Raw genomic sequence first — 25,543 nt, forward strand, 5'->3', positions numbered from 1 at the left:
ACAACCACGCACAGCATCAGCACACGAGAGCAGGGACCACAGACCATGGCAGAACTCACGATTCGGCCCGAGGAGATCCGGGACGCGCTGGACAAGTTCGTCCAGAACTACACCCCCCAGTCCACCTCCAGCGAGGAGGTCGGCACCGTCATCACCTCAGGTGACGGCATCGCCCGGGTCGAGGGGCTGCCCTCGGCCATGGCCAACGAGTTGCTGCAGTTCGAGGATGGCACGCTCGGCATCGCCCAGAACCTCGAGGTTCGTGACATCGGCGTCGTCGTGCTCGGCGACTCCCAGGGCATCGCGGAGGGTTCGACGGTCAAGCGCACCGGCGACGTCCTCTCGGTCCCGGTCGGTGACGGCTACCTCGGCCGTACGGTCGACGCGATGGGCAACCCGATCGACGGCCTCGGCGAGATCACCAACCTCGAGGGCCGCCGCGCCCTCGAGCTGCAGGCCGCCGGCGTGATGGATCGCCAGGAGGTCCGCGAGCCGCTGCAGACCGGTCTGAAGGCCATCGACGCGATGACCCCGGTCGGCCGTGGCCAGCGGCAGCTGATCATCGGCGACCGCAAGACCGGCAAGACCGCCATCGCGATCGACACGATCATCAACCAGAAGGGCAACTGGGAGTCGGGCGACCCGAAGAAGCAGGTCCGCTGCATCTACGTCGCCATCGGCCAGAAGGGCTCCACCATCGCCCAGGTCCGTGCCCAGCTGGAGGAGGCCGGCGCACTGGAGTACACCACGATCGTGCACGCCCCGGCGTCCGACCCGGCCGGCTTCAAGTACGTCGCCCCGTACACCGGATCGGCCATCGGCCAGCACTGGATGTACGCCGGCAAGCACGTGCTGATCGTGTTCGACGACCTGACCAAGCAGGCCGAGGCGTACCGCGCGATGTCGCTGCTGCTGCGTCGCCCGCCGGGCCGTGAGGCGTACCCCGGTGACGTCTTCTATCTCCACTCGCGGCTGCTGGAGCGTTGCGCCAAGCTGAGCGACGAGCTCGGCGGTGGCTCGATGACCGGCCTGCCGATCATCGAGACCAAGGCCAACGACGTGTCGGCCTACATCCCGACCAACGTCATCTCGATCACCGACGGTCAGATCTTCTTGCAGTCCGACCTGTTCAACGCCAACCAGCGTCCCGCGATCGACGTCGGCATCTCGGTGTCCCGTGTCGGTGGCGCCGCGCAGATCAAGGCGATGAAGTCGGTGTCGGGCTCGCTCAAGATCGACCTGGCCCAGTACCGCGACATGCAGGCGTTCTCGATGTTCGCCTCCGACCTGGACGCGACCACCAAGCGTCAGTTGGAGCGCGGTGCCCGGCAGACCGAGCTGCTGCGTCAGCCGCAGGGGTCGCCGTACCCGATCGAGGAGCAGGTCGTCAGCGTGTGGGCCGGTAGCGCCGGACTGTTCGACGAGGTGCCGCTGTCGGACGTGCTGCGGTTCGAGCGGGAGCTGCTCGACCACCTGCGTCGCAACAGCAAGACGTTGCCGACCATCCTGGAGACCGGGAAGTTCGACGACGACACCGAGGCTGCCCTGCGCACCGAGATCGACGACTTCAAGCGCGGCTTCCAGACCTCCGACGGCAAGCTGCTGCAGGCCGGTCGTGAGGAGCACGCGCCGCTGGCCGACGAAGACGTGGAGCAGGCCCAGATCGTGACGCAGAAGAGGCGCTGAGATGCCTGCCAGCCAACGAGAACTACGGCAGCGCCGTGGCTCGGTGCAGACCATCAAGAAGGTCACCCGAGCCATGGAGCTGATCGCCTCGTCGCGCATCATCAAGGCGCAGCAGCAGGCGCAGGCGGCGGCACCGTACAGCCGGGAGCTCACCCGCGCGGTGTCGGCGGTCGCGTCGTACGCCGACGTCGAGCACCCGCTGACCACGGAGGCCGAGACCCCCCGGCGTGCGGCGATGCTGTTGATCAGCTCCGACCGTGGGCTCGCCGGGGCGTATTCGTCCTCGGTCATCCGCGAGGGCGAGCAACTGGTCAGCAAGCTCGGTGACGAGGGTCGCGAGATCGACACCTTCCTCACCGGGCGGAAGGCGAAGGCGTTCTACTCGTTCCGTCACCGCGAGGTCACCCAGACCTGGGAGGGCTTCTCGGAGCGGCCCACGTACGCCGAGGCCCGCGAGATCGCCGACGCCCTGTTGGCGAAGTTCACCGCCTACACCGAGACCGAGGGCGGGGTCGACGAGATCCACATCGTCTACACCCGGTTCGTGTCGATGATGACCCAACGGCCCGAGGTGATCCGGCTGTTGCCGCTCGAGGTCGTGGAGAGCGAGGAGGCCCCGGCGGCCGACGAGCTCTACCCGCTGTACGAGTTCGAGCCCGACGCCGAGACGGTGCTGGACACCCTGTTGCCGCTGTACGTGGCGAGCCGGATCCACTACTGCCTGCTGCAGTCGGCAGCCTCCGAGCTGGCGAGCCGCCAGCGGGCGATGAAGTCGGCCACCGACAACGCCCAGGAACTGATCGAACGCCTGACCCGGGAGGCCAACCAGGCCCGGCAGGCGGAGATCACCCAGGAAATCAGCGAGATCACCGGCGGCGCGAGCGCGCTCGCCGAATCCACCCAGAGCGAGTGAGGACGCAAGAGATGACAGCCACTGCTGAGGAAACCCGCACCGAGAACCAGCCCGGTGCCGTCGGCCGGGTGTCGAGGGTCATCGGTCCCGTGGTGGACGTCGAGTTCCCGCCGGACCAGATGCCCGACATCTACACGGCCCTGCTCACCGACGCCACGATCATGGGCGAGACCAAGACGATGACCCTGGAGGTCGCCCTGCACGTCGGCGACAACATGGTCCGCGCCATCGCCCTGAAGCCGACCGACGGCCTGCGCCGCGGTGCCGAGGTGCGCGACACCGGAGCACCGATCTCGGTGCCGGTCGGTGACGTCACCAAGGGGCGCGTGTGGAACGTGACCGGTGAGTGCCTGAACGAGGACCCGTCCACGATCGAGATCACCGAGCGCTGGCCGATCCACCGTGACGCGCCGAAGTTCGACGCGCTGGAGTCGAAGACCGAGATGCTGGAGACCGGCATCAAGTCGATCGACCTGCTGACCCCGTACGTGCAGGGCGGCAAGATCGGCCTGTTCGGCGGCGCCGGCGTCGGCAAGACCGTCATGATCCAGGAGATGATCTACCGGATCGCGCAGCTGCACTCGGGCACCTCGGTGTTCGCCGGTGTGGGGGAGCGCACCCGTGAGGGCAACGACCTGATCAACGAGATGGACGAGATGGGCGTGTTCAACGACACCGCCCTGGTGTTCGGTCAGATGGACGAGCCGCCGGGCACCCGGCTGCGCGTCGCGCTGTCGGCGCTGACCATGGCGGAGTACTTCCGCGACGTGCAGAACCAGGACGTGCTGTTGTTCATCGACAACATCTTCCGGTTCACCCAGGCCGGTTCGGAGGTGTCGACCCTGCTGGGCCGGATGCCGTCCGCGGTGGGCTACCAGCCCAACCTGGCCGACGAGATGGGGCAGCTGCAGGAGCGGATCACCTCGACCCGCGGCCACTCGATCACCTCGATGCAGGCGATCTACGTGCCCGCCGACGACTACACCGACCCGGCACCGGCGACCACCTTCGCCCACCTGGACGCCACCACCGAGCTGTCGCGTGAGATCGCCTCGCGTGGTCTGTACCCGGCCATCGACCCGCTGACGTCGACCAGCCGGATCCTCGACCCGCAGTACGTGGGCCAGAACCACTACGACACGGCGGTCGAGGTGAAGCAGATCCTGCAGCGCAACAAGGAACTGCAGGACATCATCGCCATCCTGGGTGTCGACGAGCTGTCCGAAGAGGACAAGATCATCGTCAACCGCGCCCGCCGGATCCAGCAGTTCCTCAGCCAGAACACCTACATGGCGGAGAAGTTCACCAACGTGAAGGGCTCCAACGTGCCGTTGGCCGAGAGCATCGAGGCGTTCCAGATGATCTGCCGCGGTGACGTCGACCACATTGCCGAGCAGGCGTTCTTCAACGTCGGTGGCATGGACATGGTCGAGGAGAAGTGGGCGACGATGCAGAAGGAAGGCTGAGCATGGCCCACGCCGACACGCTGCACGTGGAGGTGGTCTCCGCCGACCGGGTCGTCTGGTCGGGGGAGTCGCCCAACATCGTGGCACGCACCGTCGAGGGCGACATCGGCATCCTGCCGGGCCACTCGCCGATGCTGGCCCTGTTGGTGCCGAGTGCCTGCGAGATCGTCACCGACGCGGGTGGTCGCGAGATCATCGCCGTCGACGGCGGGTTCATCTCGGTCGCCGACGGCCGGGTGTCGATCCTCAGCGAGTTCGCCCAGCTGGGCAGCGAGCTGAGCCTGGCCGATGCCGAACGTGAGCACGATCGGGCGATTCGGATGCTCGAGGACTCCGATCCGGAGAACGACGAGGTCGGCCGCAAGCTGCTGGCCCGTACCGAGGCGCAGCTGAAGGCGGCCCGCAAGGCGGGGTGAGATACGCTCGCGATCACTGCTCGGTGAGGGGCCGGGCGGTGCCGCAGTGTGAGGGGGATCCGCCCTCTGGTGGGAGGGGAGTGGTCGATGCCAGCCGACCTGCTGTGGGATGTCGGCATCGCGCTGCTCGTCCTGCTGGTGGTGCTGGTGCTGCCGGTGATCGTGGTGGTGATCCGCGCCCGGTGGCTGACCAGGTTGGGCGGCAGCTTCGACTGCAGCCTGCGGGTCGACCACGACACCCCCGGCACCGGCTGGGCGCTCGGCGTGGCCCGCTACCGGGCCGACGAGCTGGAGTGGTTCCGCTACTACGCGGTCAGCCTGCGACCGAAACTGACCCTCGGGCGGACCGCGGCCACGGTGCTGGAGATCCGCGACCCCGACAACCTCGAGGCGCTCGCCCTGTACGCCGGGCATCGCGTCGTACGGCTGGAGGTCCCGGCCCGTCGTGGCTCGGCAGGCTCCGAGCCGTGTGACCTGGCGATGAGTGCGGAGTCGGTGACCGGACTGTTGAGCTGGCTGGAGTCGGCCCCGCCCGGCCAGGCGCCACGCTCCACCACCTCGCCGCACAGCGCCTGACGGCGAATGTCGGCAGGCAAGAATGCTCACGGCCGGTGCCGCCGCCCACCCTTGACGTTTCGGTCGGGCCCGTTCTAGGTTCAGCCTCGTCCCACCATGCTCGCCGTCCCCCGGCGGGTGTCCCCGTCCCCGGGAGTCAACGATGCTGCCCATCCGTCCTGCCCGACGCGTCCACCACCGCTGGTGGGTCGCGTTGCTGACCCTCTGCCTCACCGTCAGCCTTGCCACACCGTCACAACCCGCTGCCGCCGTCGGGCGCGAGGTGACGCTGCCGGTCACCGACCACGGCACGATCCCGCTCACCGCCACGACCGTGGCCGGTGCCGCGACCGGGACCATGCCGGACGGCTCGGCACGGACCTGGGCCGTGGTGAGCGGCAAGCCGGCCTACCTGGCCGAGATCGACCCGATGAGCGGGGACGTGCTCGCCACCCACCCGTTGCCGGGGGCCAGCGGTGCGTGGGGTGTCGAGATCGCCGACGACGGGAACGTCTGGGTCGCCAGCTACGGCAACGGCGACCTGTTCCTCCTCCCCTGGGGTGGCACCGAGGTGGTCAACGCCGGGCAGCCTCACCCCGATGCGAGCTTCCTGTGGCAGGTCGACACCGACGCCGACGGGATGGCCTACACCGGCAGCTTCCTCGGCTTCGCCGACGGTTCCACGCTCCCGCCGGCGACCCTGGCGGCGTACGACCCGGCAACCGGGCAGTGGCGCGACTACGGCAGCTTCGGGGCCGACCACACCTACATCCGTGCGACCGCCGTCCTGGGTGACACCGTCTACGTGGGCACCGGTGCGGTCGGGGCCATGTTCGCCGTCGACATCGCGACCGGCGCGAAGACCGAGATCCCGTTGCCCGCCGACCTGCACGACTGCACCTTCGTCTACGAGATCTCGACCTCGGGCACCGACCTGTGGGTCAGGTTCCAGTGCCCCGACCAGAACGGCGGCTACGTCTACGACACCCTCACCCAGGCGTGGGTCCAGGGCCGGTTCCCCCACATGGGCGACCAGCGGGTCGGCCGGGACGGCGCAGGCAACACGTGGTTCACCGGCGAGGGCAACCAACTCTTCCGGTCGAGTCCGGAGCGGGAGGTGACCGCGTACGACACCACACTCGGCACCAAGGGCATCGGGGTGATCGAGGTCGACGGTGCCGAGCACGTCGTCGGGATGTACAACAACGTGCTCGACCGGTACGACATCGCCACCGGTGAGACGACCAAGCTGACCCTCGACCTGCCCGGCACGCCGACCACACCGCGCTCCAGTGTGCTCGGCCCCGACGCCCGGATCCACTTCGGCGGCTACTTCTCCGGCGGTCTCGCCAGCTTCGACCCGACGAACCAGGAGTGGCAGTTCCAGGCCCGGCTGGGCCAGACCGAAGGCTTCGCCACCGTCGGGGACACGCTGTACGCGGGCCGCTACCCCGGTGCCCGGATCGACAGGATCGACCTCACCGAGCCGTTGGGGGAGGACAACCCGACCACCGTGCTCAACCTCGACTCCGCCGGGCAGGACCGGCCGTTCGCGCTGGTCGACGCCGACGGACTGTTGGCGGTCGGGACCGTCCTGAGTACGGCAGCCTGCAGGGGGCACTGGCGATCCACGACCCGCGGACGGGGGAGAGCGAGGTCTACCGCAATCTGATCCCCGACCACTCGATCACCGCGTTGGCGTACGCGAACGGCATCGTCTACGGCGGTACCTCGGTGTACGGCGGCAACGGCTCGGTGCCGGCGCACGACAATGCCCGGGTGTTCGCGTTCGACCTGCGGACACGCACCGTGGTGTGGAGCGTCGAGGTGACGGGTCAGCGTCAGGTCACCTCGTTGCAGGTGACACCCGGGCGTCAGGTGTGGGCAGCGACCCGCGGCACGCTGCACTCCTTCGACACCGATGACGGGCACCAGCGGGCGTTCCACGAGATCGCGCCGTTCGACTGGGGCAGCTTCCCGGGCGGCACCTGGCACGGGACGGACCTGGCTTTCGACCCCACCACCAACCGGCTGTACGGCTCGGTCGGCGGCAAGTTGATCAACATCCGCCCGCTCGGACGCCCCGACCTGCAGGTGCTCGGCAACACCGGGGGTGTCCACCTGGTGCTCGGGCCCGACCACCGCGTCTACTTCGTCAGCGGGCAACAGTTGAAGAGCATCGACTGGCGAGGCTGAGCCGACTGCCCGGAGTCGGTCATGTCGGCCGTGACTGACTGTGATTGCGGGCGTCTCAGGGTGCCGTCGGCACGGTCGGTGTGGCAGCGTACGAGCGGTGAACGCACTCACCACGACGGGCGCGGTCCGGCGCGTGCCGATCCCGCCCGGGCAGGACCCCTTCGTCAACACCCCCTTGATCAGCCTGGGGATCGACGACACCGGCACCGAACGGTTCTGGACCTCCAGCTGGAACGCGAACGCCGGCGCCACCGGGGTGGTGGTCGACGAGTCCGGTGACTTCACCGTGCACCGCTTCGACCCACCCCACTTCGGCTTCTACAGTGCGGTGGCCGAGGACCCCGACACGCTGTGGCTGTGCGGTGACCTGTCCCGCGTGGTGCGCTACCAACTGTCGACCGGGCAGCTCGAGTCGTACGACACCGGAGCCCCGGCAGCGTTGGTGTTTTCGGGGATGACGTGGGACCCGGTGCACCGCAAGCTGTTCGCCGCGGCCTTCCCACCACCCCATCGGATCGGCTTCAGCTTCGACACCGTGGCACGCCGGACCACCAAGCTGTACACGGATTTCGTCGAGGAGCACTACCAGTGCGCGAACTTCGACAACGGTGACGGCACCCACACCTCGCTCATGATCAACCCGGGACTGGCGATGATCCACTGGGACCCCGCCACCGACGAGATCGACGTCACGCAGGCCCGCGACCTGCGACCCGACCTGCCGCACCCGATCGGCAATCGGCCGGGCACCCGGCAGCTCGAGCCGGGCCCGGACGGACGGTTCCTGTTGAACGGAGTCGGCTGGTTCGACCCGACCACCCGCAGCTTCGGCCACGGCCCGACCCCGGAGCGGGATCTGCAGTGGTTCGCCTTCCGCGGCGACCGGGCCTGGGGGTGCCAGCAGCGTGAGGCCGATGCGGTGGTGTCGGTGTGGGACCTCGGCACCGGGGAGGTCCGCGAGCTGTGCACGATCCCCGACGCCAATGCGTACGGGATCCGGCTGACCGCCTCCGGAGTGCTGGTCTCGGTGTCGGTGTACGGCGAATTCTCCCGGTTCGACGCCGACACCGGGGAACGCCACCTCGTACGGCAACTCCCGACCGACTCGGTCGCCCGTGTCGACTGCCTGCGGCGGATCGACCGGCAGCGCGTGCTGGGCACGCCGTTCATCACGCAACGCTTCTGGACCGTCGACCTCGACACCGGTGACGGGGCCGACCTCGGACGCGCGGCTCCCGGTGGCGGCGAGATCCTGCGGACCTGGCAGATCGACGGCATCGTCTACCTGGCCGCGTACGCCGGAGGAGAGCTCACCGCGTACGACCCGTCGCAGCCGAGCGACTTCCCGACCAACCCGCGGGTGGTCGCCGACCCGGGCAACGGGATGCGGCCGATCGCCTCGGCCGAGGCCGGCTCGGTGCTCTACTACGCCAGCAGCCACCACTACGGCGAACTCGGCGGGGTGATCACCCGGTACGACACCGCCACCGGTGAGGCGACCTACCGGGACGAACCGCTGCCGGACCTGGCCATCCAGAGCCTGGTGCTCGACCCGGCCAGCGGCACCCTGCTCGCCGGCAGCACCATCGAGGCCGACTGCCAGAGTGCGACACCACGGGCCGCGGCGGCTGCGCTGGCCCGACTCGACCCGGTGACGATGGACCCGCTAGTGATCGCGCCGCTGCCGCCCGGGGTCGCTGCCGTACGGGCGGTCGCCGATCTGGGTGGGGGACGGGTGCTGTGCACGGCCACCCGACCGGGCGAGGACCGGGTGTGCGGCTTCGTGGTGTCGGTGGCCGACCTGGTCGTGCCGGCGCCGGAGTCGTGGATCCCGCTGCCGGACGGTCCCGGCGACTGGCCCGCGGCGCTGTCGGCGCAGTCGACCGGGCGCCCCGGACTGGTCGTGCTCGCCCACGGCGAGGGTCGCTGGAGCACGTGGCATGTCGACTCCGACACCGCACCGGAGGTGTTGCACCACGAGCCGGGGGCGTACCACCTGGAGGTGCAGGACGGTGACGTGCTGATTGCCACCGGCAGTGAGATCGTTGTGCTGGAAGGGATTGCGGGGCCCACCTGACCGAGTTCACCCGGTCCAGACCTCGACGTGGGCGCGGTCCGCCGGGGCCGCGGACTCCCGAAGTGCGGGATCGAAGGTTGCCATCCTCACCTTGTGTCGCGCAGCGAGGCCGACCAAGTGGAGGTCGGTGACCTGCCGTCGCCCCATGAGGACTCGAAGGTCGATCCGCCGGTCGGCGAACGAGCTGTCGTCGTTGAGGAAGGCCCACCCGGCGACGTGCCGGATGGCGTCAAGCTGCGCGAGTGCTTCGGCTCCGCTGACTGCCCGACCCACGACCTGCGGGGTCAACAGGAGGCCTACGAGTCCGGACTCGGTGACCGAGCAGGTGTGCCACCGATCGAGAAGTGGCGAAGCGTTCGTGGGCGACGGCGTGGTGGATGTGCTGATCCCACGACAGGGCAAGCAGCACGTTGACGTCAAGCAACATCGCCGGTTGAGTCGTCGGCACGATACGCGGCCACCTGTTCATCGGTCACCGGATGACCAGGGACCCCGGTCAGTACAGGGAATCATGATGGCGTGCGGTAGCTCATCTGGTTGAGCAGCAACACCATGTGCTTGGGATTGCCCACATCGGTACGCGTGTTGGTGCCGCCGGTCCACGAACCGTCGGGCCGCTGCGAGGCCACCCGGGCATCGATGTTCAGCTGTACGTGCGCGGTGTTGTCGATCGCACCCATCGGTGTCACCAACGGTTCGATCGCGAGCCGGAACGGCTGGTCGGTCTGCATGGCCCAGCCCATGATGAGACTGCCGGCGGCGTTCCAGTCGGGACGGGAGCGGTGCCGCGCCCAGTCGAACAGGCCACGCGCGACGGCGGCGCCATACCCCGTAGGCTTGCCGAGGTTCGCGACGCCGTACACGATGCTGCCGTCCGGCTCGACCAGCGAGGCCAGGTTCGTCGCGACCGCATCACCCATCCGGTCGGCCCCGGCGTTGGGGCGGCGCTGGAGGTAGGCGCTGATCACCGACAGCGACGAACCGTCGATGTTGTAGATCTCCGCCGAGGTGTGGCCCGCGTCGTCGATCGGTTCAGTCGTGCAGTACGGGATCGACGCGCGGGTGCGCTCGGCGTCGAGCCACTGCAGGCCGCGCTCGGAGTGCAGCAGGTAGTCGACGATGCGGCCCACCGCGTCGAGGTATCGCGGGTCACCGAAGTGGTCGTACGCGTCGAGGAAGGCCAACCCCGAACTGATCGTGATGATCGCCATCGGCTCACCGCGCGGATGGGTGCGGTGCTCCGGGTCATCGGGATAGTGGCCGGCGAACTTGTAGTGGGCGCTGTCGGCGCCGAAGGGCCAGGGGAACCCGAAACCGCCGTCAACGCGCTGCGCGGCGAGCAGGTACTCCAAGGTGCGATGGGCCCGTTCGGCGAAGACGGCCTCTCCGGTGGCCCGATGCATCCCGGTGTAGAGCTGGGCCAGGTCGGCATTGGCCTGGGGATCGGTCTGGGGATCGCCCGGCCAGGTGGGGTGGATGACCTGCATGCCACCGTCACCGCCGATAAGCGTCTCCAGGTAGTCGGCGCCGCGACGAATCGACGTCACCGCCGCCGGGGCAAACTCCCGCTGGGCATCATGATCAGGACCGGACCAGCCGATGATGATCGGCCACGCCTCGACGGTCGAGCCATCGAGGGTGATGGTGATCGCAACCGCCGGCGTCCCCGATGGAGGCTGCCAGTCGAACCGGTGAAGGCGAATCTCGGCGACCGAAGCGCCGACGGTGTAGGCGCGGCGCTGCGCATCCCACGTGGCCCCGCTGGCATGGATGACCACCGGGCGGCCGGTAGCAGTCCGTGCTAGATGGCGGCTGACGAAGGTGACCGTGTGACCGTACGCCTCGACGCCGGTGACGTGGGCGGTGCCGGTGTCGGCCAACAGTCGCAGGGTGAGCACCTGCCCGTTCCGGGTGCGCTCGAGAGTCGTGCCACCGACCGCGCGGATGGTTGTCTCCTGAGCCGCAGCCGGCATGGCGACCGACGCGACGCCGGCAGCGCCGATCCCCAGTGCTACGGCTCCGGTGACCAGGGAACGTCGGGACAGTTCGAACACGCGGGGACCTCCAGGGATCATCGACGATCAGTTTCGGCCGGAGCTTAGAACCCCTTTGGGTCAGTCGTCAACAGGTGTGAGTGGGAGATAGGACGCGGCTGGCCCGAGACCGCGGGCAGTGGGCTGGAGCTGGCCGAACCCCGACACCGGTTGCTCGAACGCGGACTGCCCGGCCCGTTCGTGGCGGTTGAACCAGTCGAGCAGGGCGATGCGCAGCTCCGCGCCTGTGGTGGCAAGAGCAGGGTCGGCGACGAAATTCGTCTCCTCCGTGGGGTCGCGGTCGTGGTCGTACAACTCGTCGGGCCCGTTGCTGCGGTGCACGTAGACGTACCGCCCGTCGGTGATCATGCGGCCCTGGCCGTACTCGGCGGTGACCACGACGAGTTCGTCCGGGGAGCCCACAGCGGACGAGCCGACCGGGGGAGTTGAGGTCGTCAACGCGGACACGAAGGAGCCGGAGTCACCCCACTGGTCGGTGGGTGGTTCAACACCGGTGAGCTGGCAGACGCTCCGATGCACCCAGCGGGTACTCACCGGTGCGTCGCGGACACCTACCGGGCCGCCGGGGAGGTGCACCACCAGCGGCACCCGGACCGAGTTGTCGAAGAAGTTGAGCGGACTGGTGCCGTTGCCCTTGCCCCAGATGCCGTGGTGCCCACAGGAGAAGCCGTTGTCACTGACGAAGATGATCATGGTGTCGTCGGTCAGGCCATGCTGGTCCAGCGTGCGTCGGATCCGGCCCAGGCCCCGATCCACCCCCGACAGTGCGGCGCAGTATCCGGCGAGGTTGGGAACGGGGTCGGCGAAGGCGCCTCGGAACTCGGGTCGCCCAGCTGTCCACGGGTGCGGTGGCTGCCGGGGCACCGACGCGAAGTCGCAACCGGTGTAGAGATCCAGCAGGTCTGCCGGGTGATTGTCCAGCCATGGCGTGTGCGGCGCGGTGAAGTTGACCGACAGCCAAAATGGCCGTGGATCGGGCTCGGACAAGAACTCCACCGCATGGTCGGTGATGGCATCGGAGAGGTATGCCGGCTCGGTGGCCTCGCGGCCGTCCAGCCAGATGGGAGCGTCGTGGTACGGACCACCCCCGTAGCGATGGGCGTACCAGTACTCGAATCCCGGGGCAGGGAGGCGTGAGTCACCGACATGCCACTTGCCGCTCAGGCCGCAGCGATAGCCGGCATCGGCCAGCACCTCCGGTGTGGTCGGCTGCCCGGCCAGATAGAGGTCGGGGTACACGTCCGGATGCCGGGTCCCCACCAACCAGTCGTGCACCCCGTGCGCTGACGGGGTCCGGCCGGTGAGCATCGAGGCCCGAGCAGGCGAACAGACCGGTGAGGGACAGTACGCCCGGGTGAACTCGATCGAGTCGCGGCGCAACGCGTCGAGCTCGGGCATGTGCAGCTCGGGCATCAGGTGCGGCATCGCCCACGGACCCTGGTCGTCGGTGATGATCATGACGACATTGCGCACCGTCGGACCCAACTCCGGCCCGACTCTGGTGGTGGTGCGTTGGCTGCCTGGCAAGGGTTTCAGTCCTTGGTCGAGAACGCGACGTCGAAGGCGGCCGACGGTGGGGTCAGGGCGTTCATGTCGCGGATGTAGCCGAGCGCCTCGGGGGCGCCGTGCAGCCGGTCCATCCCGGCGTCCTCCCATTCTACCGACACCGGGCCGGCGTAGCCGACCTGGTTGAGCATCCGGAAGATGCCCTCGAAGTCGGTGTCACCGTGGCCGGTGGAGATGAAGTCCCATCCGCGGCGCAGGTCGGCCCACGGCAGGTGCGAACCGAGCCGGCCGTTGCGGCCGTTCAGGTTGACCTTGGTGTCCTTGCAGTGGACGTGGTGGATCCGGTCGCGGAACTCGTACAGGAAACCGACGTAGTCGAGCTCCTGCCAGACCATGTGCGAGGGGTCGAAGTTGAGCCCGAAGGCGTCCCGGTTGTCGATCGCCTCCAGGGCCTGCGCGGTCGACCAGTAGTCGTAGGCGATCTCGCTCGGGTGCACCTCGTGGGCGAACTTCACCCCGCAGTCGTCGAAGACGTCCATGATCGGGTTGAACCGGTTGGCGAAGTCCTCGTAGCCGGCGGCGATCACGTCGTCGCCGACCGGCGGGAACATGGCGACGTACTTCCAGATCGCCGAACCGGTGAACCCGGTGACGGTGTCGACCCCGAACGCCTGGGCGGCGCGGGCGGTGGTCTTGAGCTCTTCGGCGGCGCGCCGCCGGACTCCCTCGGGGTCGCCGTCGCCCCAGACCCGCTCGTTCAGGATGCCCTGGTGCCGGGCGTCGATCGGGTCGTCGCAGACCGCCTGGCCGTGGAGGTGGTTGGAGATCGCCCAGCACCCCAACCCGTTCTCGGCGAGGATCTCCTTGCGTTCGGCCACGTACGACTCGTCCTCGACTGCGCGCAACACATCGAAGTGGTCACCCCAGCACGCGATCTCCAAGCCGTCGTACCCCCATTCGCCGGCGAGCTTGCACACCTCGGTGAAGGGCAGGTCGGCCCACTGGCCGGTGAACAGGGTCACCGGTCGGCGCTGCTCGGGCCGGGCCGAACCGGTCGCTTCGGGTGGGCAGGTGGTGGGCATCGCCATGGGTCAGGCTCCTTGGTCGTTCCGGTGATCAGTTGTCGTTCCGGTGAGCAGTGTCGTGGTGATCAGTGTGCTGGACGGAATCGGTCGTGTCGTCGTCGGTGTTGTCGTCGGTGTCGCTCGTCGTGTCCGATCCGGCGGCGACCCGGGGATTTCGTTCCCCACCGGGGACCCACAGCACCTCGCCGGTCTCCCGGTTGGCGGCCCGGGACAGCACGAACAACAGGTCGGACAGCCGGTTGAGGTAGCGGATCGCGATCGGGTTCACCCCGCCGGGTGCGTCGTCGGCGCCGGGGGCGGTGGTGCCGTATGCCTCGGCCGCCTGCCAGGCCGCCCGCTCCGCCCGGCGGGTCACCGTACGGGCCAGGTGCAGGGCGGCGGCGACCGCCGTACCACCGGGGAGGACGAACGAACGCAGCGTCGGCAGGCCTTCGCCGAACTCGTCGCACCAGTGCTCCAGCCGGGTCACCGACTCGTCGGTGATGCGCAGTGGTTCGACCTCCGGGTCGGGGACCACGGGGGTGGACAGGTCGGCACCGACGTCGAACAGTTCGTTCTGGACGTGTTGCAGGACCTCGGCGATCGGTTCGGGGCAGCCGGGGGTGGTCAGCACCAACCCGAGGGTGGCGTTGGCCTCGTCCACCTCGCCGTACGCCGCGACCCGGGGATCGGTCTTCGCGGTGACCGACATGTCGGCCAGCCGGGTCTCCCCGGCGTCCCCGGTGCGCGTGTACGGCCTGCTGATCACGATCACGCATCCACCCTAGCCCGCTCCCAGGTGGCCACCCGGGGCTGGTGGTGCCCGTACGACGGGTGGTTCCGTGTCGGCCGCAGCCGGCGTGTGCGACGCTGACCCCATGATCAGGACGTGGCTGACCGACACCTTCGGACTCGACGTACCGGTCGCCGCCGCCACCATGGCGGGCCCGAGCGACGGGGGTTTCGCCGCGGCCGGGGCTGCCGCCGGGATCCTCGGTGGTCTCGGGGTCGGGCCGTCGGCGACGGCGGAGTGGGTGGTCGAGCAGGCGGCCCGCGCCGGTGCCGGGGGAGGGCCGTACTGCATCGGGTTGATGGCGTGGGCGCTGGACCGCGACCCCGGGCCGCTGGAGTCCGCGCTCGCGGCACGGCCGGCAGCGATCGGGGTGTCGTTCGGAGACATCGGGCCGTACGTGGCACGCATCAGGGACGCGGGGATCCCCGTGCTGAGCCAGGTCGGCACCACCGCCCAGGCGCGGGCTGCCGTCGACGCCGAGGTCGACGCCGTGATCGCCCGCGGTGGTGAGGGCGGCGGGCACGGGTACGACCGGGTCGCGACGCTGCCGCTGCTGCAGGCGGTCCTCGACGCGGTGGACGTCCCGGTGCTCGCCGGCGGCGGCATCGCCACCGCCCGTGGGTTGGCGGCCGTCATCGCGGCCGGCGCGGCCGGGGCGTGGGTCGGGACGGCGCTGGCGACCTGCCGTGAGTCGGCGTGGCCCGACGACCTGGTGGCGAGACTGGCCGAGGCCGACGAGGACGGCACCCGGTACGGACACGTGTTCGACCAGGCCTCCCGGGCCGGGTGGCCGACCGAGATCGGTGGGCGTGCCGTGGCCAACGACTTCTTCGCCCGCTGGCTCGGCCGGGAGTCGGAGCTGACCGACACGCAACGTCAGGCCTTCCGGGATTCCTTCACCGACAGGGACTTCTCGACCATGCCGATCTACGCCGGGCAGGGGTCGGCCCTGTTCGACGGGCGGCGTCGACCCGTCGCCGAGATCGTGGCTGACCTCGCCCGTGCCGAGCAACTGTTGGTCCGTGCGGCCGGCCGGGTCCGACCGGCCGACTGACCACCCCGAGCCGGTGTGGCAGGCTTGGGCGGTGCGCAAGCTGATTCTCGCCATCGTGTTCCCGGTCCTGTTGGTCGCCACCGGTTGTGGGGTCTCCAGCCCACCGCGGACCGGGCCGGACGACCGGATCGCGACCAGCCCTCGGGTCTCGTCCAGTGAGGAGTCGGCCAACCCCGGTGAGTGCGAGTACGTCCAGACCGACAACGCGAGTCGTCCGGTTGACCTGCCCCCGATGCAGAACGTGGAGCACACCGGCACCGCGACCTTCACCATCAACACCAACGAAGGCTCGGTGAAGATCACGATGGACCGCGAGAAGACCCCGTGCACGATCAACTCGTTCGCATCCCTGGTACAGCAGAAGTTCTACGACGACACCTCGTGCCACCGGCTGTCCGACAGCGGGTTGTTCATGTTGCAGTGCGGCGATCCGACCGGGTCCGGCAGTGGTGGCCCGGGCTACTCGTTCGCCGACGAGACGACCCCCGACATGACCTACCCCGCCGGCACGGTCGCGATGGCCAACGCCGGTGAGGACACCAACGGATCCCAGTTCTTCCTGGTGTACGAGGATTCGCAGCTGCCGCCGAACTACACCGTCTTCGGCACGATGGACGCCGAGTCGATCGGTGTCGTCGCGCGGATCGCCGCCGAGGGCCAGAACGGCGCCTACCCCGACGGCAGCGGCAAGCCGAACAACCCCGCCCACATCGAGACCGTCACCCCCGCCTGACCCACCACGCCGCCTGACGGGCCAGCGTCGCCCGGCCCGGTTCAGCGTCGACTGAGCAGGCGTCGCCGGTCGGCCTCGGCGATCGCCGAGGTGCGGTTGTCGACCCCGAGCTTGTCGAAGATGTGCACCAGGTGCGTCTTGACCGTCGCCTCGGAGATGAACAGCCGCTGCGCGATCTGCTTGTTGGTCAGCCCCTCGGCGAGCGCGCGGCAGATCTCGATCTGCCGGGGGGACAGCGCGGTGGTGTTCTCCCGGTGGCGTTGCACCCGGGCCGCGAGGTCGGGCGACAGCGCGAGCTTGCCGTCGGCCGCGCGGCGGGCGGCGGCGATGATCACCTCACTGCGGGCGTCCTTGAGCAGGTAGCCCTTCGCGCCGGCGTCCAGGGCGGCCAGGATGTCGACGTCGGCGTCGTAGGTGGTCAACACCAGCACCGGTGGGGATCCGGGCAGGTCCTGCAGCGCCCGGGTGGTGGCGACGCCGTCCATCCCCGACATCTGCAGGTCCATCAGGATCACGTCGACGGTGACGGTGTTGAGCACCGTGATCGCCTCGGCACCGTCGGCCGCCTCGGCGACCACCCGTACGTCCGGTTGGTCGTCGAACACCGCGCGCAGGCCACGCCGGACCACCGGGTGGTCGTCGACCAGCATCAGCCGCAACACGGCCGGAGCCGGGCCGTCCGGCTCATTCATGATCATCATCTCCCTCATTCGCGGTGGTCAGTGGTGCCTGCACCGAGACCAGGGTGCCCTCGCCGGGCGCGGACTGCACCGTCAGGGTGCCGCCGACGGCGGCGAGTCGACGCTGCAGTCCCGACAACCCGAAGCCGTACGGTGTCCGCTGCGGTTCGTAGCCCCGACCGTCGTCGTGGACGTCCAACAACACCGCGTCGTCGGTCCGGTCCACCGTGATCACCACCGTCTCGGCGCGGGCATGCCGGACGGCGTTCGAGGTGGCGACCTGGGTCGCCCGCAGCACCACGGTCGCCAGCGGATCGGGCAGGTCGGCCGCACCGTTGTTGATCATGACCGACAGCTCCCGGCCCGACACCCGGGCCTGTTCGATCGCCCGGTCGGCGACCTGCTGCAGCGCCGCGTCCAGGCCCGACTCCAACGCGACCGGTGCGAGCTCGGAGACGAAGCGACGGGCCTCGGCGAGCCCGTCGCCGGCCACCTGTTCCACCTGCCCGACTAGGGTTGCGGCCCGGTCGAGGTCGGTCGGGGCCCGGAGCGCGGTGTCGGCGGCCCGGCTCAACAGCACGATGCTGGAGAACCCCTGCGACAGCGTGTCGTGGATCTCGCGGGACAGCCTTTCGCGTTCCGAGGTCCGGCCCGCCTCGTGCTGGGCGGCCGCGAGCTCACCGCGGGTCCGCGCCAACTCCGCCAGCGCCTCGCGATGCTGCTCGAGCTCGGTGGACATCACCGCGAACACCATCCCGGCCCCGAGGGCGAAGAGTGCACCGATCACCGGACCCAGCACCGAGCCGACCTCCAACGGACGCTGGTGCACCACCGGGGCGAGGACCACCACGACCGTCATCACCGCGATCGCCACGATGGCGTGGCGACGCCGCAACAGCTGCAGGTGCCAGAAGAACAACGGGAACGCCACCCAGGCGTAGTCGGCGGTGATCACCAGGCCGAGCACCCACAGCAGGACGACCACGCCCAGCCAGACCCGGGCGGTCACGACCCGCGCGGGATCACGGGTCGCCGGCGCCATCCCGAACAGGTAGGCCCCCAGGATCGCCAGCCCGTCGAAGATCCCGACCGCCAGCCGCCACCCGTCGTGGTCGGGGGTGAGCATGAAGCGGGCCCCGGCGAGCAGCACCAGCACGACCATCGACACGTGCAGCACGATGATGATCATCCGCAGCATCATCACCGAGCGGGACCCGACCATGATCAACCTCCGGCTGGGGGATCGCCGTCGGTCCGCGCCTGCTGGCGGGCGAAGAAGGCGAGGATCTGGGTGAACACCTCGGGCTGTTCGCTGTGCACCCAGTGCCCGGCGTTCTTCACCCGCACCAGTCGGGTGGTCGGGAAGAGCTCGCGCATCGCCGGTTCGTACGCGTCGGTGACGTAGTCCGAGTTGGCGCCGGCCACCCACAGCACCGGGCCGTCGTACGTCGTCGACACCGGCTCCCAGCCGGTGACCGCAGCCATCTCGCGGTCGAACAGCTCCAGGTTCGGTTGGAAGAACCACCGTCCCCGGTCCTGCCTGAGGTTCTGCAGCAGGAAGCCCCGGACGGTCGGGTCGGGGACCTCGTCGGTGAGCAGGGCGTCGGCGGTGGCCCGGTCGGACAGGGTGGCCAGGTCCAGCGACAGCAGCGCCGACACGTACCCGCCCAGGTCGGAGGCACTGTCGTAGGTCACCGGAGACATGTCCACCACGCACAGCCGGCTGACCAGCTCGGGGTGGTTCAGCGCCAACCGCATCGCCACCTTGCCGCCGAGGGAGTGCCCGACGACGATCGATGGTTCGGGGTCGGCCGCGTCGCCGACCAACTGGTCGGCCACGATCTCGGCGATCTCGGCGTAGTCGAAGTGCTCGGTCCACGGCGACCGGCCGTGGTTGGGCAGGTCGAACAGCAGGCAGCGGTGGTCGTCGGCCAGCGCCTTGGCGACGGTGGTGAAGTTGCGGCCCTGGCCGAGCAGACCATGACAGAACACGATCCGCGGCCCGGAGGTCCCGTACGAGAGGTGGTGCAGTTCCATCATGATCAACTCCGCAGTTCGGCGAGGGCGGCGGTGGGTTCGGCGGCCTCTCCGAGCTCGACGAGCAGCCGGCAGGGGAGGTGGGAGGCCTCACCGGTCTCGGCGTGGATCGCTCGTTGTCCGGCCAGCACGGCTGCCGGCCCGAGCTCGGCGAGCTGGTCGAACGGCTTCGGCATCCGACAGCCCAGGCTCATCCCGGTGTCGATGTCGGCACTGCTGGCGTACCCCTGCTCCACCATCCGGAGGGCCTCGTTCAGGTACGGCAGCACCAACAGGTCGGGGAACTCGTCGCGACGGTTGCGCAACGGTTCGGGGCCCGGCTCCGCGGCGTCGGAGCCGTCGTGGGGGTGGAAACCGCGGCCGGACTTGCGGCCGTGGCGGCCGGCGGCGACCAGTTGGCGCAACAACGGCGCGGGCGCGTCCGCCCGGTCGCGGGTCTCGTCCCAGATCCGCTCCACCACCGCCAGGGTGACCTCGAGTCCCACCAGGTCGCAGAGCGCGAACGGGCCCATCGGGTACCCCGCCCCCTCGACCATGGCGTGGTCGATCTCGTCGCGCCGGGCGTACCCGTTGCCGTACAGCGTGATCGCCCGGTTGAGGTACCCGATCAGCAGTCGGTTGACCACGAACCCGGCCCGGTCGCCACAGCCGATCGTGGTCTTTCCCAACTGGTGCAGGGTTTCGGCGAGCCGGTCCCGTACGGCCGGGTCGGTGTGCACGGTGGAGATGATCTCCACCAGCTGCTGCACCGGGGCCGGGTTGAAGAAGTGGACCCCGACCACCCGGGACGGATCGGTGGTGGCGGCGGCGAGTTCGGTGACCGACAGCGACGAGGTGTTGGTCGCCAGCACCGTCTCGGGGCCGACGACGTCGGCCAGCCGGGTGAAGATGTCCCGCTTCACCGTGATGTCCTCGAAGGCGGCCTCCACCACCAGGGCGGCGTCGGCGGCCGCGGCGAGATCGGTGTGCCACTCGATCCGGTCCACCAGGGCGTCCCGGTCGTCGGAGCTGAGCTTGCCGCGTTCGACCGCCCGGTCGGTCGACCGTGCGATGATCGTCCGGCCGCGTGACACGGCGGTCTCGTCCCGATCGATGCCGATCACCCGGTGGCCGCCGCGGGCGTACACCTCGGCGATGCCGGCACCCATGGTGCCGAGGCCGATCACCGCAACTGGCTGCTTCGCTTGTTCGTCCACCCGTGCAGTCTCTCATTCGGTCGGTGGGCCCGACTGGGCTACGGTGGCGGCCATGCGTTTGGTGATCGCCCGGTGTCAGGTCGACTATGCCGGCAGGCTCACCGCCCACCTCCCGATGGCACCGCGGCTGATCCTGGTCAAGGCCGACGGGTCGGTCTCGATCCATGCCGACGACCGGGCCTACAAGCCGCTCAACTGGATGAGCCCGCCGTGCACGCTGGCCGAGCGGGAGCCGACCGCCGACGAGGCGCAGGTCGCCGACGGTGACGTGGAGCTGGAGCGGGTGTGGGAGGTGACCGGGCGCGACGGTGACACCCTGCAGATCAGCATCGCCGAGATCATGCACGACTCCAGCCACGAGCTCGGGGTCGACCCGGGGCTGCGCAAGGACGGGGTGGAGGCACACCTGCAGGAGCTGCTGGCGGCCAATCCGGAGACCTTCGGTGCCGGGTGGAGCATCATCCGACGCGAGCACATGACCGCGATCGGTCCGGTCGACCTGCTGCTGCGTGACGACTCCGGTGCGTACGTGGCGGTCGAGGTGAAGCGGCGTGGCGAGATCGACGGGGTGGAACAGCTGACCCGCTACCTGGAGCTGATGCGCCGCGATCCGTTGTTGGGTGAGGTGAAGGGTGTGTTCGCCGCACAGGTGATCAAGCCGCAGGCCAAGGTGCTGGCCACCGATCGCGGGATCGACTGCGTGGTCGTCGACTACGACGCACTGCGGGGCCTCGACGACGCCGAGGACCGGCTGTTCTGAGCGGCTCGGTGACTCCGGTGCCCCGAGCCGTCAGGTGCCCTCGAGCTTGGGGACCAGCACTTCGCGCCACAGCAGCAGGACGACCGCTGCGATCGGGACGGCGATCAGCGCGCCCACGATGCCGAGCAGGGTGCCGCCCAGCAGGGCGGCGGTGATCGTGACCACCCCGGGGACGTCGACCGAGCGGGACATCACCCGGGGGTAGATCAGGTAGGCCTCGGTCTGGGTGTAGAGGATGTAGTAGACCAGCGCGATGATGCCCTGGGTCGGGGAGTTGATGAAGGCCACGGTGGTGACGATCACCATGCCAATCGTCGGACCCACCAGCGGGATGAAGGTCAACATCGCCACCACCACCGCCAGCGCGAGGGCGTACTCGCCCAGGCCGTTCAACATCAACATCACGAACGAACAGGTGCCGGCCAGGGTGACGATGATGAACAGGCCGCTGAGGTACGACCCGACCTTGTCGAAGATCTCGTCGGCCAGGTAGCGCATCCGCTCCCGGCGGCTCCGCGGCGACAGGCCGTAGATCGCCTTCTTGATCGACGGCAACGAGGCCAGGAAGTAGATCGTCAGCACGGTGAGCGTGACACCCGAGACCAAGGTATTGATCAACACCTGACCGGCGCCGAGCACCCCGCCGAACAGTTGGTTCACCAGGTCGGGGGAGGCCAGGAAGTCGGCGGCCTTGTTGATGAACTGGAAGCGCGCGTCGAGGTCACGGATCACCGGGTGGTTCCGGGTCGACTCGATCAGCGCCGGCCCGTCGGTGATCAACGTGCTGAGCTGTCGGGTCGCCAGTGGCACGATCGCCCACAGGGCAAGGGCGACGAAGCCGATGGCGATCGCGACCACGCCGGCAACCCCCAGCCAGCGCGGTGCGCCGAGCCGGGTGACCCAGCTGACGATCGGGCTCAGGCCCAAGGCGATGAAGAGCGCGAGCATGATCAGCACCAGCACCGGCTGGGCGATGGCGGCGGTCTGGGCCAGGGCCAACGCCAGCACCGCACCGAGGGTCGCCATGAACCCGATCCCGAACGGGGACCGGTGGTGCAGCGGCAGGATCCGGCGGTGGGGGTCGCGGTGCTTCGGCCGGCTGCCCAGTGCGTGGGAGCCCCCACCGGCCTCGCTGGGCGCTGGGGGTTCGGCGGGGGCTGGGGCTTCGGTGGGGGCGGCGACGGCGTCATCGCCGTCGTCGGCGGGTGCGGACCCCGCAGGGGTATCGGTCACTGACCGTCCCCGACCGCTCTGGGCATCACGATCGTCGGTTCCTCTTCCTCAGGGCGCTGCTGTTTCTCGGGGCGCTGCTGTTCCTCGGGCCGGGACTGCTGCGGTGCCCCGGCGGTCGAGGGTTCGGGGGCCGAGGCCGGTGTGGCCTGCGACTGCGGGGTCGTGGGTGGTGCGGCCGCTGCCGGTTCGCTGCCGTTCTCGGTGGCCGGCGACGTGGTGGCCTCGTCGATCTCGGCCATCATGGCCTCGAGCGTGCTGTCGTCGCCCTCGTACCCGCTGATCGCGCCGCGGGCGTGCTCGGTCAGTTGGGTGAGCTGCACCAACATCATCTGTCGCCGGCGGTGCAGCTTCTCCAGCTCGGAGCGCATCTCGTCCTTGCGGCGGCCGAAGCTCTCCTCCGCCCGCTCCTGGGCGAGTTGCGACTGCCGGCGCGTGATCGCCAGCCGCTCCTCGGTCTCGCGCAGCGACTGGACCTTCAGCTGCTCGGCCTCGCTCAGCGCCGCGTTGCGGATCCGGGCGGCCTCGGCGACGTCGTTGGCCAGCCGGTCCTGGGCGGCCTGGTGGTGCTGTGTCGCCTCGTCGAGCAGCGCGGACGTCTTCTCCCGGTGCTGCTCCTGCTCGGTACGCAGGTCGGTGATCGCCTGCTCGCGCTCCTGCGCCAGCGTCGCCCGCAGTTCGTTGGCCTGCCGGGTGGCGGTGGCGACCGTCTGCTCGGCGGCGAGTCGGGCCTGCTCGGTGATGGAGGCCGCCTCCTGCCGCGCGCGAAGCCGTACGATCTCGGCCTCCCGCTGCGCGGCGGCGATCAGTGCCGCCGACTCCTCGCGGGCCCGGGCCACCTCGCCGGTGGTGTCGCGGTCGAGTCGAGCCCGGAGCTCACCCACCTCGGTCAACCCCAGCTGGCGGGCGTCGGCGGCCTCGGTCTCCGCCGCGTGCAGCAGCCGGGTGGCGTCGCGCTTGGCCTCACCACGGATCCGCATCGCCTCGCGGCGGGCCTCGTCAGTCATCTCCTGCGCCTGGTCGCGGGCCAGCCCGAGCATCTGGGCGCTGTAGCCGCCCAGCTGGGAGAAGTCGAGGTCCTCCACCGAGGCCGGCCGCTCCGCGAGCTCCGCCCGGAGCTCCTCGATCTCACGCTCCAGCTCGTGCACCCGACGCCGGGACCGGGTGAGCTCGTGCTCCTGTGCCCTCAGGTATTCGTCGACCGACTGGCGCTGGTAGCCACCCATCGCGGCCCGGGGAAAGCTGCCCGCGACGCTGGCGTTGTCCTCGAAGAGGGTGAGGCCGGATTCGTCGGACATGGCAGTTCCCTTCGGTTCGTACGCCGGGCGCAGGTGCGGCGCGGTTGTTCCTTCTGGCACAGGTTAGCCCGGCCGATCCAGTGATCGGGGCTGTACGAGCTCCAGCAGGACGCCGCCGGTGTCACGCGGATGGACGAAGTTGATCAGGCTCCCCGCCGTTCCGTGGCGGGGGTGCGGGTACAGCACCCGACGGCCCTCGGCCTGCAGTCGGGCCGCGGTCGCCACCACGTCGGCGACCCGGTAGGCGATGTGGTGCAGGCCGGGTCCCGACCGCTGCAGGAACTGCGCGATCGCCGAGGCTGGGTCGGTCGGCTCCAGCAGCTGGATCCGGGTGCCGCCCTCGGCCGGGGTGAGCATCACCTCGGTGACGTGCTGCTCGTCGTTGGTCTCGGTGAGTTCCACCCGGAGCCCCAACACCTCGGTGTGGAAGGCGACGGCGGCGGTCAGGTCGGCCACGGCGATCCCCACGTGGTCGAGCTCGAGCAGGTCGTTCGGCATGGCCCCAGCCTTTCACTGGCCTGCGCCGACCCAGCCGTTAGGCTGAACCGAAACGCAACGGGTGCCGTCAGGCACGTCGAAAGGGGGCCCGCGATGACAGCTCCGAGGTCAGGCGGTGCGGGATCGGTCAGCGCCGGGGGATCGGTCATCGTCGGTGGGGCCCGGACCCCGATGGGCCGACTGCTGGGCCAACTGGGCACCGTCCCGGCGACCGAACTGGGCGGCCGCGCCATCGCTGGTGCACTGGCCCGCTCCGGGGTTCCGGCGGACAGGGTCGACCAGGTCGTGATGGGGCAGGTGCTGCAGGCCGGGGCCGGCCAGATCACCGCACGCCAGGCGGCCGTCGCGGGTGGGATCGGGATGGACGTCCCCGCGATCACGATCAACAAGGTGTGCCTGTCCGGGCTGGCGGCGGTCGCGATGGCCGACCAGCTGATCCGCAGTGGGGAGGCCGAGGTGGTGGTCGCCGGCGGGATGGAGTCGATGAGCCTCGCCCCGCACCTGCTCACCACCTCGCGCAGCGGACACAAGTACGGCGACGTCACGATGCTCGACCACATGGCCCATGACGGCCTGTCCGACGTGTTCACCGAGCAGTCGATGGGCGCGCTGACCGAGGCCCACAACGTCGGCGACGACCACGTCAGCCGCGCCGAGGCCGACGCCTTCGCCGTACGGTCACACCGTCGCGCCGCGGCGGCGGCGGCCGACGGCACCTTCGCCGCGGAGATCACCGAGGTCCGCATCCCGCAGCGCAGGGGCGACGACCTGGTGATCGACACCGACGAGGGGATCCGACCCGACTCGACCGTCGAGGGGCTGGCCAAGCTGCGCCCGGCCTTCACCCCCGACGGTTCGATCACCGCGGCCAGCTCCAGCCCGATCACCGACGGTGCCGCCGCCCTGGTGGTGGTGTCGGCGGCCCGGGCCGCCGAATGGGGGCTGCCGGTGCTGGCGCACATCGGCGCGTACGGCCAGGTCGCCGGCCCCGACTCGTCGCTGCAGCGGCAACCGGCCAACGCGATCCGGCGGGCCTGCGAGCGGGCCGGCATCGAGCCCGGCGACCTCGACCTGATCGAGATCAACGAGGCGTTCGCCCACGTCGGCATCGCCAGTGCGCGGGCGCTGGGACTCACCGCCGAACAGGCCGACGAGCGGGTCAACGTGCACGGCGGGGCGATCGCGCTCGGCCACCCGATCGGCGCCTCGGGCGCCCGGCTGGTACTGCACCTGGCGATGGAGCTGTCGCGGCGTGGGGCCGGTACGGCGGTGGCGGCCCTGTGTGGCGGTGGCGGTCAGGGCGACGCACTGCTGTTGTCGGCCTGATCGTG

23 protein-coding genes and 1 pseudogene are annotated in these 25,543 nt (G+C 69.7%); 12 read left to right on the forward strand and 12 right to left on the reverse strand.

The features are described from left to right. The first annotated feature begins 45 nt into the window (after positions 1 to 45). The 8 genes from atpA (at position 46) to ACQBAU_RS08510 (ending at position 9,309) form a co-directional block, all read left to right on the forward strand. A complete protein-coding gene (gene atpA, locus ACQBAU_RS08475; protein ID WP_465255922.1) occupies positions 46 to 1,686 on the forward strand; it encodes a F0F1 ATP synthase subunit alpha in 1,641 nt (546 codons plus the stop codon). 1 nt (position 1,687) lies between these two features. Further along, positions 1,688 to 2,599 (forward strand): F0F1 ATP synthase subunit gamma, encoded by a 912-nt coding sequence (locus ACQBAU_RS08480; protein ID WP_465255923.1) that lies wholly within the window; start codon positions 1,688 to 1,690, stop codon positions 2,597 to 2,599. An 11-nt stretch (positions 2,600 to 2,610) separates the two neighbouring features. Next, positions 2,611 to 4,065 carry a F0F1 ATP synthase subunit beta gene (atpD, locus tag ACQBAU_RS08485; protein WP_434550368.1) on the forward strand — a complete coding sequence of 485 codons (1,455 nt, stop codon included), beginning with the start codon at positions 2,611 to 2,613 and terminating at the stop codon, positions 4,063 to 4,065. A 2-nt stretch (positions 4,066 to 4,067) separates the two neighbouring features. Beyond that, positions 4,068 to 4,481 (forward strand): F0F1 ATP synthase subunit epsilon, encoded by a 414-nt coding sequence (locus ACQBAU_RS08490; RefSeq protein ID WP_434550367.1) that lies wholly within the window; start codon positions 4,068 to 4,070, stop codon positions 4,479 to 4,481. Positions 4,482 to 4,568: 87 nt separating this feature from the next. Then, entirely contained in the window at positions 4,569 to 5,057 is a 489-nt protein-coding gene (locus ACQBAU_RS08495) for a DUF2550 domain-containing protein (RefSeq protein WP_465255924.1), read from the forward strand. A gap of 142 nt (positions 5,058 to 5,199) precedes the next feature. After that, a complete protein-coding gene (locus ACQBAU_RS08500) occupies positions 5,200 to 6,708 on the forward strand; it encodes an NHL repeat-containing protein (RefSeq protein WP_465255925.1) in 1,509 nt (502 codons plus the stop codon). A 23-nt stretch (positions 6,709 to 6,731) separates the two neighbouring features. After that, positions 6,732 to 7,232 carry a hypothetical protein gene (locus ACQBAU_RS08505; protein ID WP_465255926.1) on the forward strand — a complete coding sequence of 167 codons (501 nt, stop codon included), beginning with the start codon at positions 6,732 to 6,734 and terminating at the stop codon, positions 7,230 to 7,232. 97 nt (positions 7,233 to 7,329) lie between these two features. After that, complete coding sequence (locus tag ACQBAU_RS08510) at positions 7,330 to 9,309, forward strand: hypothetical protein (RefSeq protein ID WP_465255927.1); 1,980 nt, start codon at positions 7,330 to 7,332, stop codon at positions 9,307 to 9,309. Between the two features lie 6 nt (positions 9,310 to 9,315). Here the strand turns inward: ACQBAU_RS08510 and ACQBAU_RS08515 are convergent, their stop codons facing one another. From ACQBAU_RS08515 to ACQBAU_RS08535, 5 genes and pseudogenes are all read right to left on the reverse strand, one after another. After that, positions 9,316 to 9,597: a PIN domain-containing protein gene (locus ACQBAU_RS08515; protein WP_434550360.1), complete on the reverse strand. Its 282-nt coding sequence runs from the start codon at positions 9,595 to 9,597 to the stop codon at positions 9,316 to 9,318. Between the two features lie 221 nt (positions 9,598 to 9,818). Then, positions 9,819 to 11,363, reverse strand: a complete 1,545-nt coding sequence (locus ACQBAU_RS08520) for a hypothetical protein (RefSeq protein WP_465255928.1) — start codon at positions 11,361 to 11,363, stop codon at positions 9,819 to 9,821. A gap of 60 nt (positions 11,364 to 11,423) precedes the next feature. Beyond that, on the reverse strand, positions 11,424 to 12,821 hold the full coding sequence (locus ACQBAU_RS08525; RefSeq protein ID WP_465255929.1) for a sulfatase-like hydrolase/transferase: 1,398 nt from the start codon (positions 12,819 to 12,821) through the stop codon (positions 11,424 to 11,426). Between the two features lie 74 nt (positions 12,822 to 12,895). Continuing rightward, positions 12,896 to 13,957, reverse strand: coding sequence for a sugar phosphate isomerase/epimerase family protein (locus ACQBAU_RS08530; RefSeq protein ID WP_465255930.1), 1,062 nt, complete (start codon positions 13,955 to 13,957; stop codon positions 12,896 to 12,898). 124 nt (positions 13,958 to 14,081) lie between these two features. Further along, positions 14,082 to 14,708, reverse strand: a pseudogene (locus ACQBAU_RS08535) (cob(I)yrinic acid a,c-diamide adenosyltransferase); the annotation flags it as partial. A 103-nt stretch (positions 14,709 to 14,811) separates the two neighbouring features. On the opposite strand from ACQBAU_RS08535, the gene ACQBAU_RS08540 reads away from it, so the two are divergent. Together ACQBAU_RS08540 and ACQBAU_RS08545 are read left to right on the forward strand one after the other, a co-directional pair. Then, positions 14,812 to 15,780: an NAD(P)H-dependent flavin oxidoreductase gene (locus ACQBAU_RS08540; RefSeq protein WP_434550356.1), complete on the forward strand. Its 969-nt coding sequence runs from the start codon at positions 14,812 to 14,814 to the stop codon at positions 15,778 to 15,780. A gap of 31 nt (positions 15,781 to 15,811) precedes the next feature. After that, a complete protein-coding gene (locus ACQBAU_RS08545; RefSeq protein WP_465255931.1) occupies positions 15,812 to 16,513 on the forward strand; it encodes a peptidylprolyl isomerase in 702 nt (233 codons plus the stop codon). Between the two features lie 41 nt (positions 16,514 to 16,554). On the opposite strand, the gene ACQBAU_RS08550 is transcribed toward ACQBAU_RS08545, so the two are convergent. From ACQBAU_RS08550 to ACQBAU_RS08565, 4 genes are read right to left on the reverse strand one after another with little or no spacing between them, the layout of a single operon-like run. After that, entirely contained in the window at positions 16,555 to 17,205 is a 651-nt protein-coding gene (locus ACQBAU_RS08550; RefSeq protein ID WP_434550354.1) for a response regulator, read from the reverse strand. Continuing rightward, on the reverse strand, positions 17,198 to 18,415 hold the full coding sequence (locus ACQBAU_RS08555) for a sensor histidine kinase (RefSeq protein ID WP_465255932.1): 1,218 nt from the start codon (positions 18,413 to 18,415) through the stop codon (positions 17,198 to 17,200). Before ACQBAU_RS08555 ends, ACQBAU_RS08550 begins: the two co-directional genes overlap by 8 nt. 2 nt (positions 18,416 to 18,417) lie before the next feature. Next, complete coding sequence (locus ACQBAU_RS08560; RefSeq protein ID WP_465255933.1) at positions 18,418 to 19,233, reverse strand: alpha/beta fold hydrolase; 816 nt, start codon at positions 19,231 to 19,233, stop codon at positions 18,418 to 18,420. A gap of 2 nt (positions 19,234 to 19,235) precedes the next feature. After that, positions 19,236 to 20,426, reverse strand: a complete 1,191-nt coding sequence (locus tag ACQBAU_RS08565; RefSeq protein ID WP_465255934.1) for a 3-hydroxyacyl-CoA dehydrogenase — start codon at positions 20,424 to 20,426, stop codon at positions 19,236 to 19,238. 52 nt (positions 20,427 to 20,478) lie between these two features. Here ACQBAU_RS08565 and nucS point away from each other — a divergent pair, with 52 nt between their 5' ends. Further along, on the forward strand, positions 20,479 to 21,186 hold the full coding sequence (gene nucS / locus ACQBAU_RS08570; RefSeq protein ID WP_434550350.1) for an endonuclease NucS: 708 nt from the start codon (positions 20,479 to 20,481) through the stop codon (positions 21,184 to 21,186). 30 nt (positions 21,187 to 21,216) lie between these two features. On the opposite strand, the gene ACQBAU_RS08575 is transcribed toward nucS, so the two are convergent. The 3 genes from ACQBAU_RS08575 to mce all read right to left on the reverse strand — a co-directional run bounded on the left by ACQBAU_RS08575 (position 21,217) and on the right by mce (position 24,212). Next, complete coding sequence (locus ACQBAU_RS08575) at positions 21,217 to 22,419, reverse strand: AI-2E family transporter (protein ID WP_465255935.1); 1,203 nt, start codon at positions 22,417 to 22,419, stop codon at positions 21,217 to 21,219. Continuing rightward, the gene (locus tag ACQBAU_RS08580) at positions 22,416 to 23,714 is read right to left on the reverse strand and encodes a DivIVA domain-containing protein (RefSeq protein WP_465255936.1); all 1,299 of its coding nucleotides are present in this window, start codon (positions 23,712 to 23,714) and stop codon (positions 22,416 to 22,418) included. The genes ACQBAU_RS08575 and ACQBAU_RS08580 overlap by 4 nt, the downstream gene beginning before the upstream one ends. Before the next feature lie 63 nt (positions 23,715 to 23,777). Beyond that, a complete protein-coding gene (gene mce, locus ACQBAU_RS08585; RefSeq protein WP_465255937.1) occupies positions 23,778 to 24,212 on the reverse strand; it encodes a methylmalonyl-CoA epimerase in 435 nt (144 codons plus the stop codon). Between the two features lie 93 nt (positions 24,213 to 24,305). Between mce and ACQBAU_RS08590 the strand changes: the two genes are divergently transcribed. Then, a complete protein-coding gene (locus tag ACQBAU_RS08590; protein WP_465255938.1) occupies positions 24,306 to 25,538 on the forward strand; it encodes an acetyl-CoA C-acyltransferase in 1,233 nt (410 codons plus the stop codon). Positions 25,539 to 25,543: the final 5 nt, after the last annotated feature.

Source organism: Carbonicoccus niuqiaonis, assembly GCF_050157065.1.
GTDB lineage: Bacteria > Actinomycetota > Actinomycetes > Propionibacteriales > Propionibacteriaceae > Avipropionibacterium.

Coding starts and splice junctions, on each gene's coding strand:
- atpA (WP_465255922.1), top strand. CDS start 46: ATGGCAGAACTCACGATTCGGCCCGAGGAGATCCGGGACGCGCTGGAC.
- ACQBAU_RS08480 (WP_465255923.1), top strand. CDS start 1,688: ATGCCTGCCAGCCAACGAGAACTACGGCAGCGCCGTGGCTCGGTGCAG.
- atpD (WP_434550368.1), top strand. CDS start 2,611: ATGACAGCCACTGCTGAGGAAACCCGCACCGAGAACCAGCCCGGTGCC.
- ACQBAU_RS08490 (WP_434550367.1), top strand. CDS start 4,068: ATGGCCCACGCCGACACGCTGCACGTGGAGGTGGTCTCCGCCGACCGG.
- ACQBAU_RS08495 (WP_465255924.1), top strand. CDS start 4,569: ATGCCAGCCGACCTGCTGTGGGATGTCGGCATCGCGCTGCTCGTCCTG.
- ACQBAU_RS08500 (WP_465255925.1), top strand. CDS start 5,200: ATGCTGCCCATCCGTCCTGCCCGACGCGTCCACCACCGCTGGTGGGTC.
- ACQBAU_RS08525 (WP_465255929.1), bottom strand. CDS start 12,821: ATGATCATCACCGACGACCAGGGTCCGTGGGCGATGCCGCACCTGATG.
- ACQBAU_RS08530 (WP_465255930.1), bottom strand. CDS start 13,957: ATGGCGATGCCCACCACCTGCCCACCCGAAGCGACCGGTTCGGCCCGG.
- ACQBAU_RS08540 (WP_434550356.1), top strand. CDS start 14,812: ATGATCAGGACGTGGCTGACCGACACCTTCGGACTCGACGTACCGGTC.
- ACQBAU_RS08550 (WP_434550354.1), bottom strand. CDS start 17,205: ATGAATGAGCCGGACGGCCCGGCTCCGGCCGTGTTGCGGCTGATGCTG.
- ACQBAU_RS08555 (WP_465255932.1), bottom strand. CDS start 18,415: ATGGTCGGGTCCCGCTCGGTGATGATGCTGCGGATGATCATCATCGTG.
- ACQBAU_RS08560 (WP_465255933.1), bottom strand. CDS start 19,233: ATGATGGAACTGCACCACCTCTCGTACGGGACCTCCGGGCCGCGGATC.
- nucS (WP_434550350.1), top strand. CDS start 20,479: ATGCGTTTGGTGATCGCCCGGTGTCAGGTCGACTATGCCGGCAGGCTC.
- ACQBAU_RS08580 (WP_465255936.1), bottom strand. CDS start 23,714: ATGTCCGACGAATCCGGCCTCACCCTCTTCGAGGACAACGCCAGCGTC.
- mce (WP_465255937.1), bottom strand. CDS start 24,212: ATGCCGAACGACCTGCTCGAGCTCGACCACGTGGGGATCGCCGTGGCC.
- ACQBAU_RS08590 (WP_465255938.1), top strand. CDS start 24,306: ATGACAGCTCCGAGGTCAGGCGGTGCGGGATCGGTCAGCGCCGGGGGA.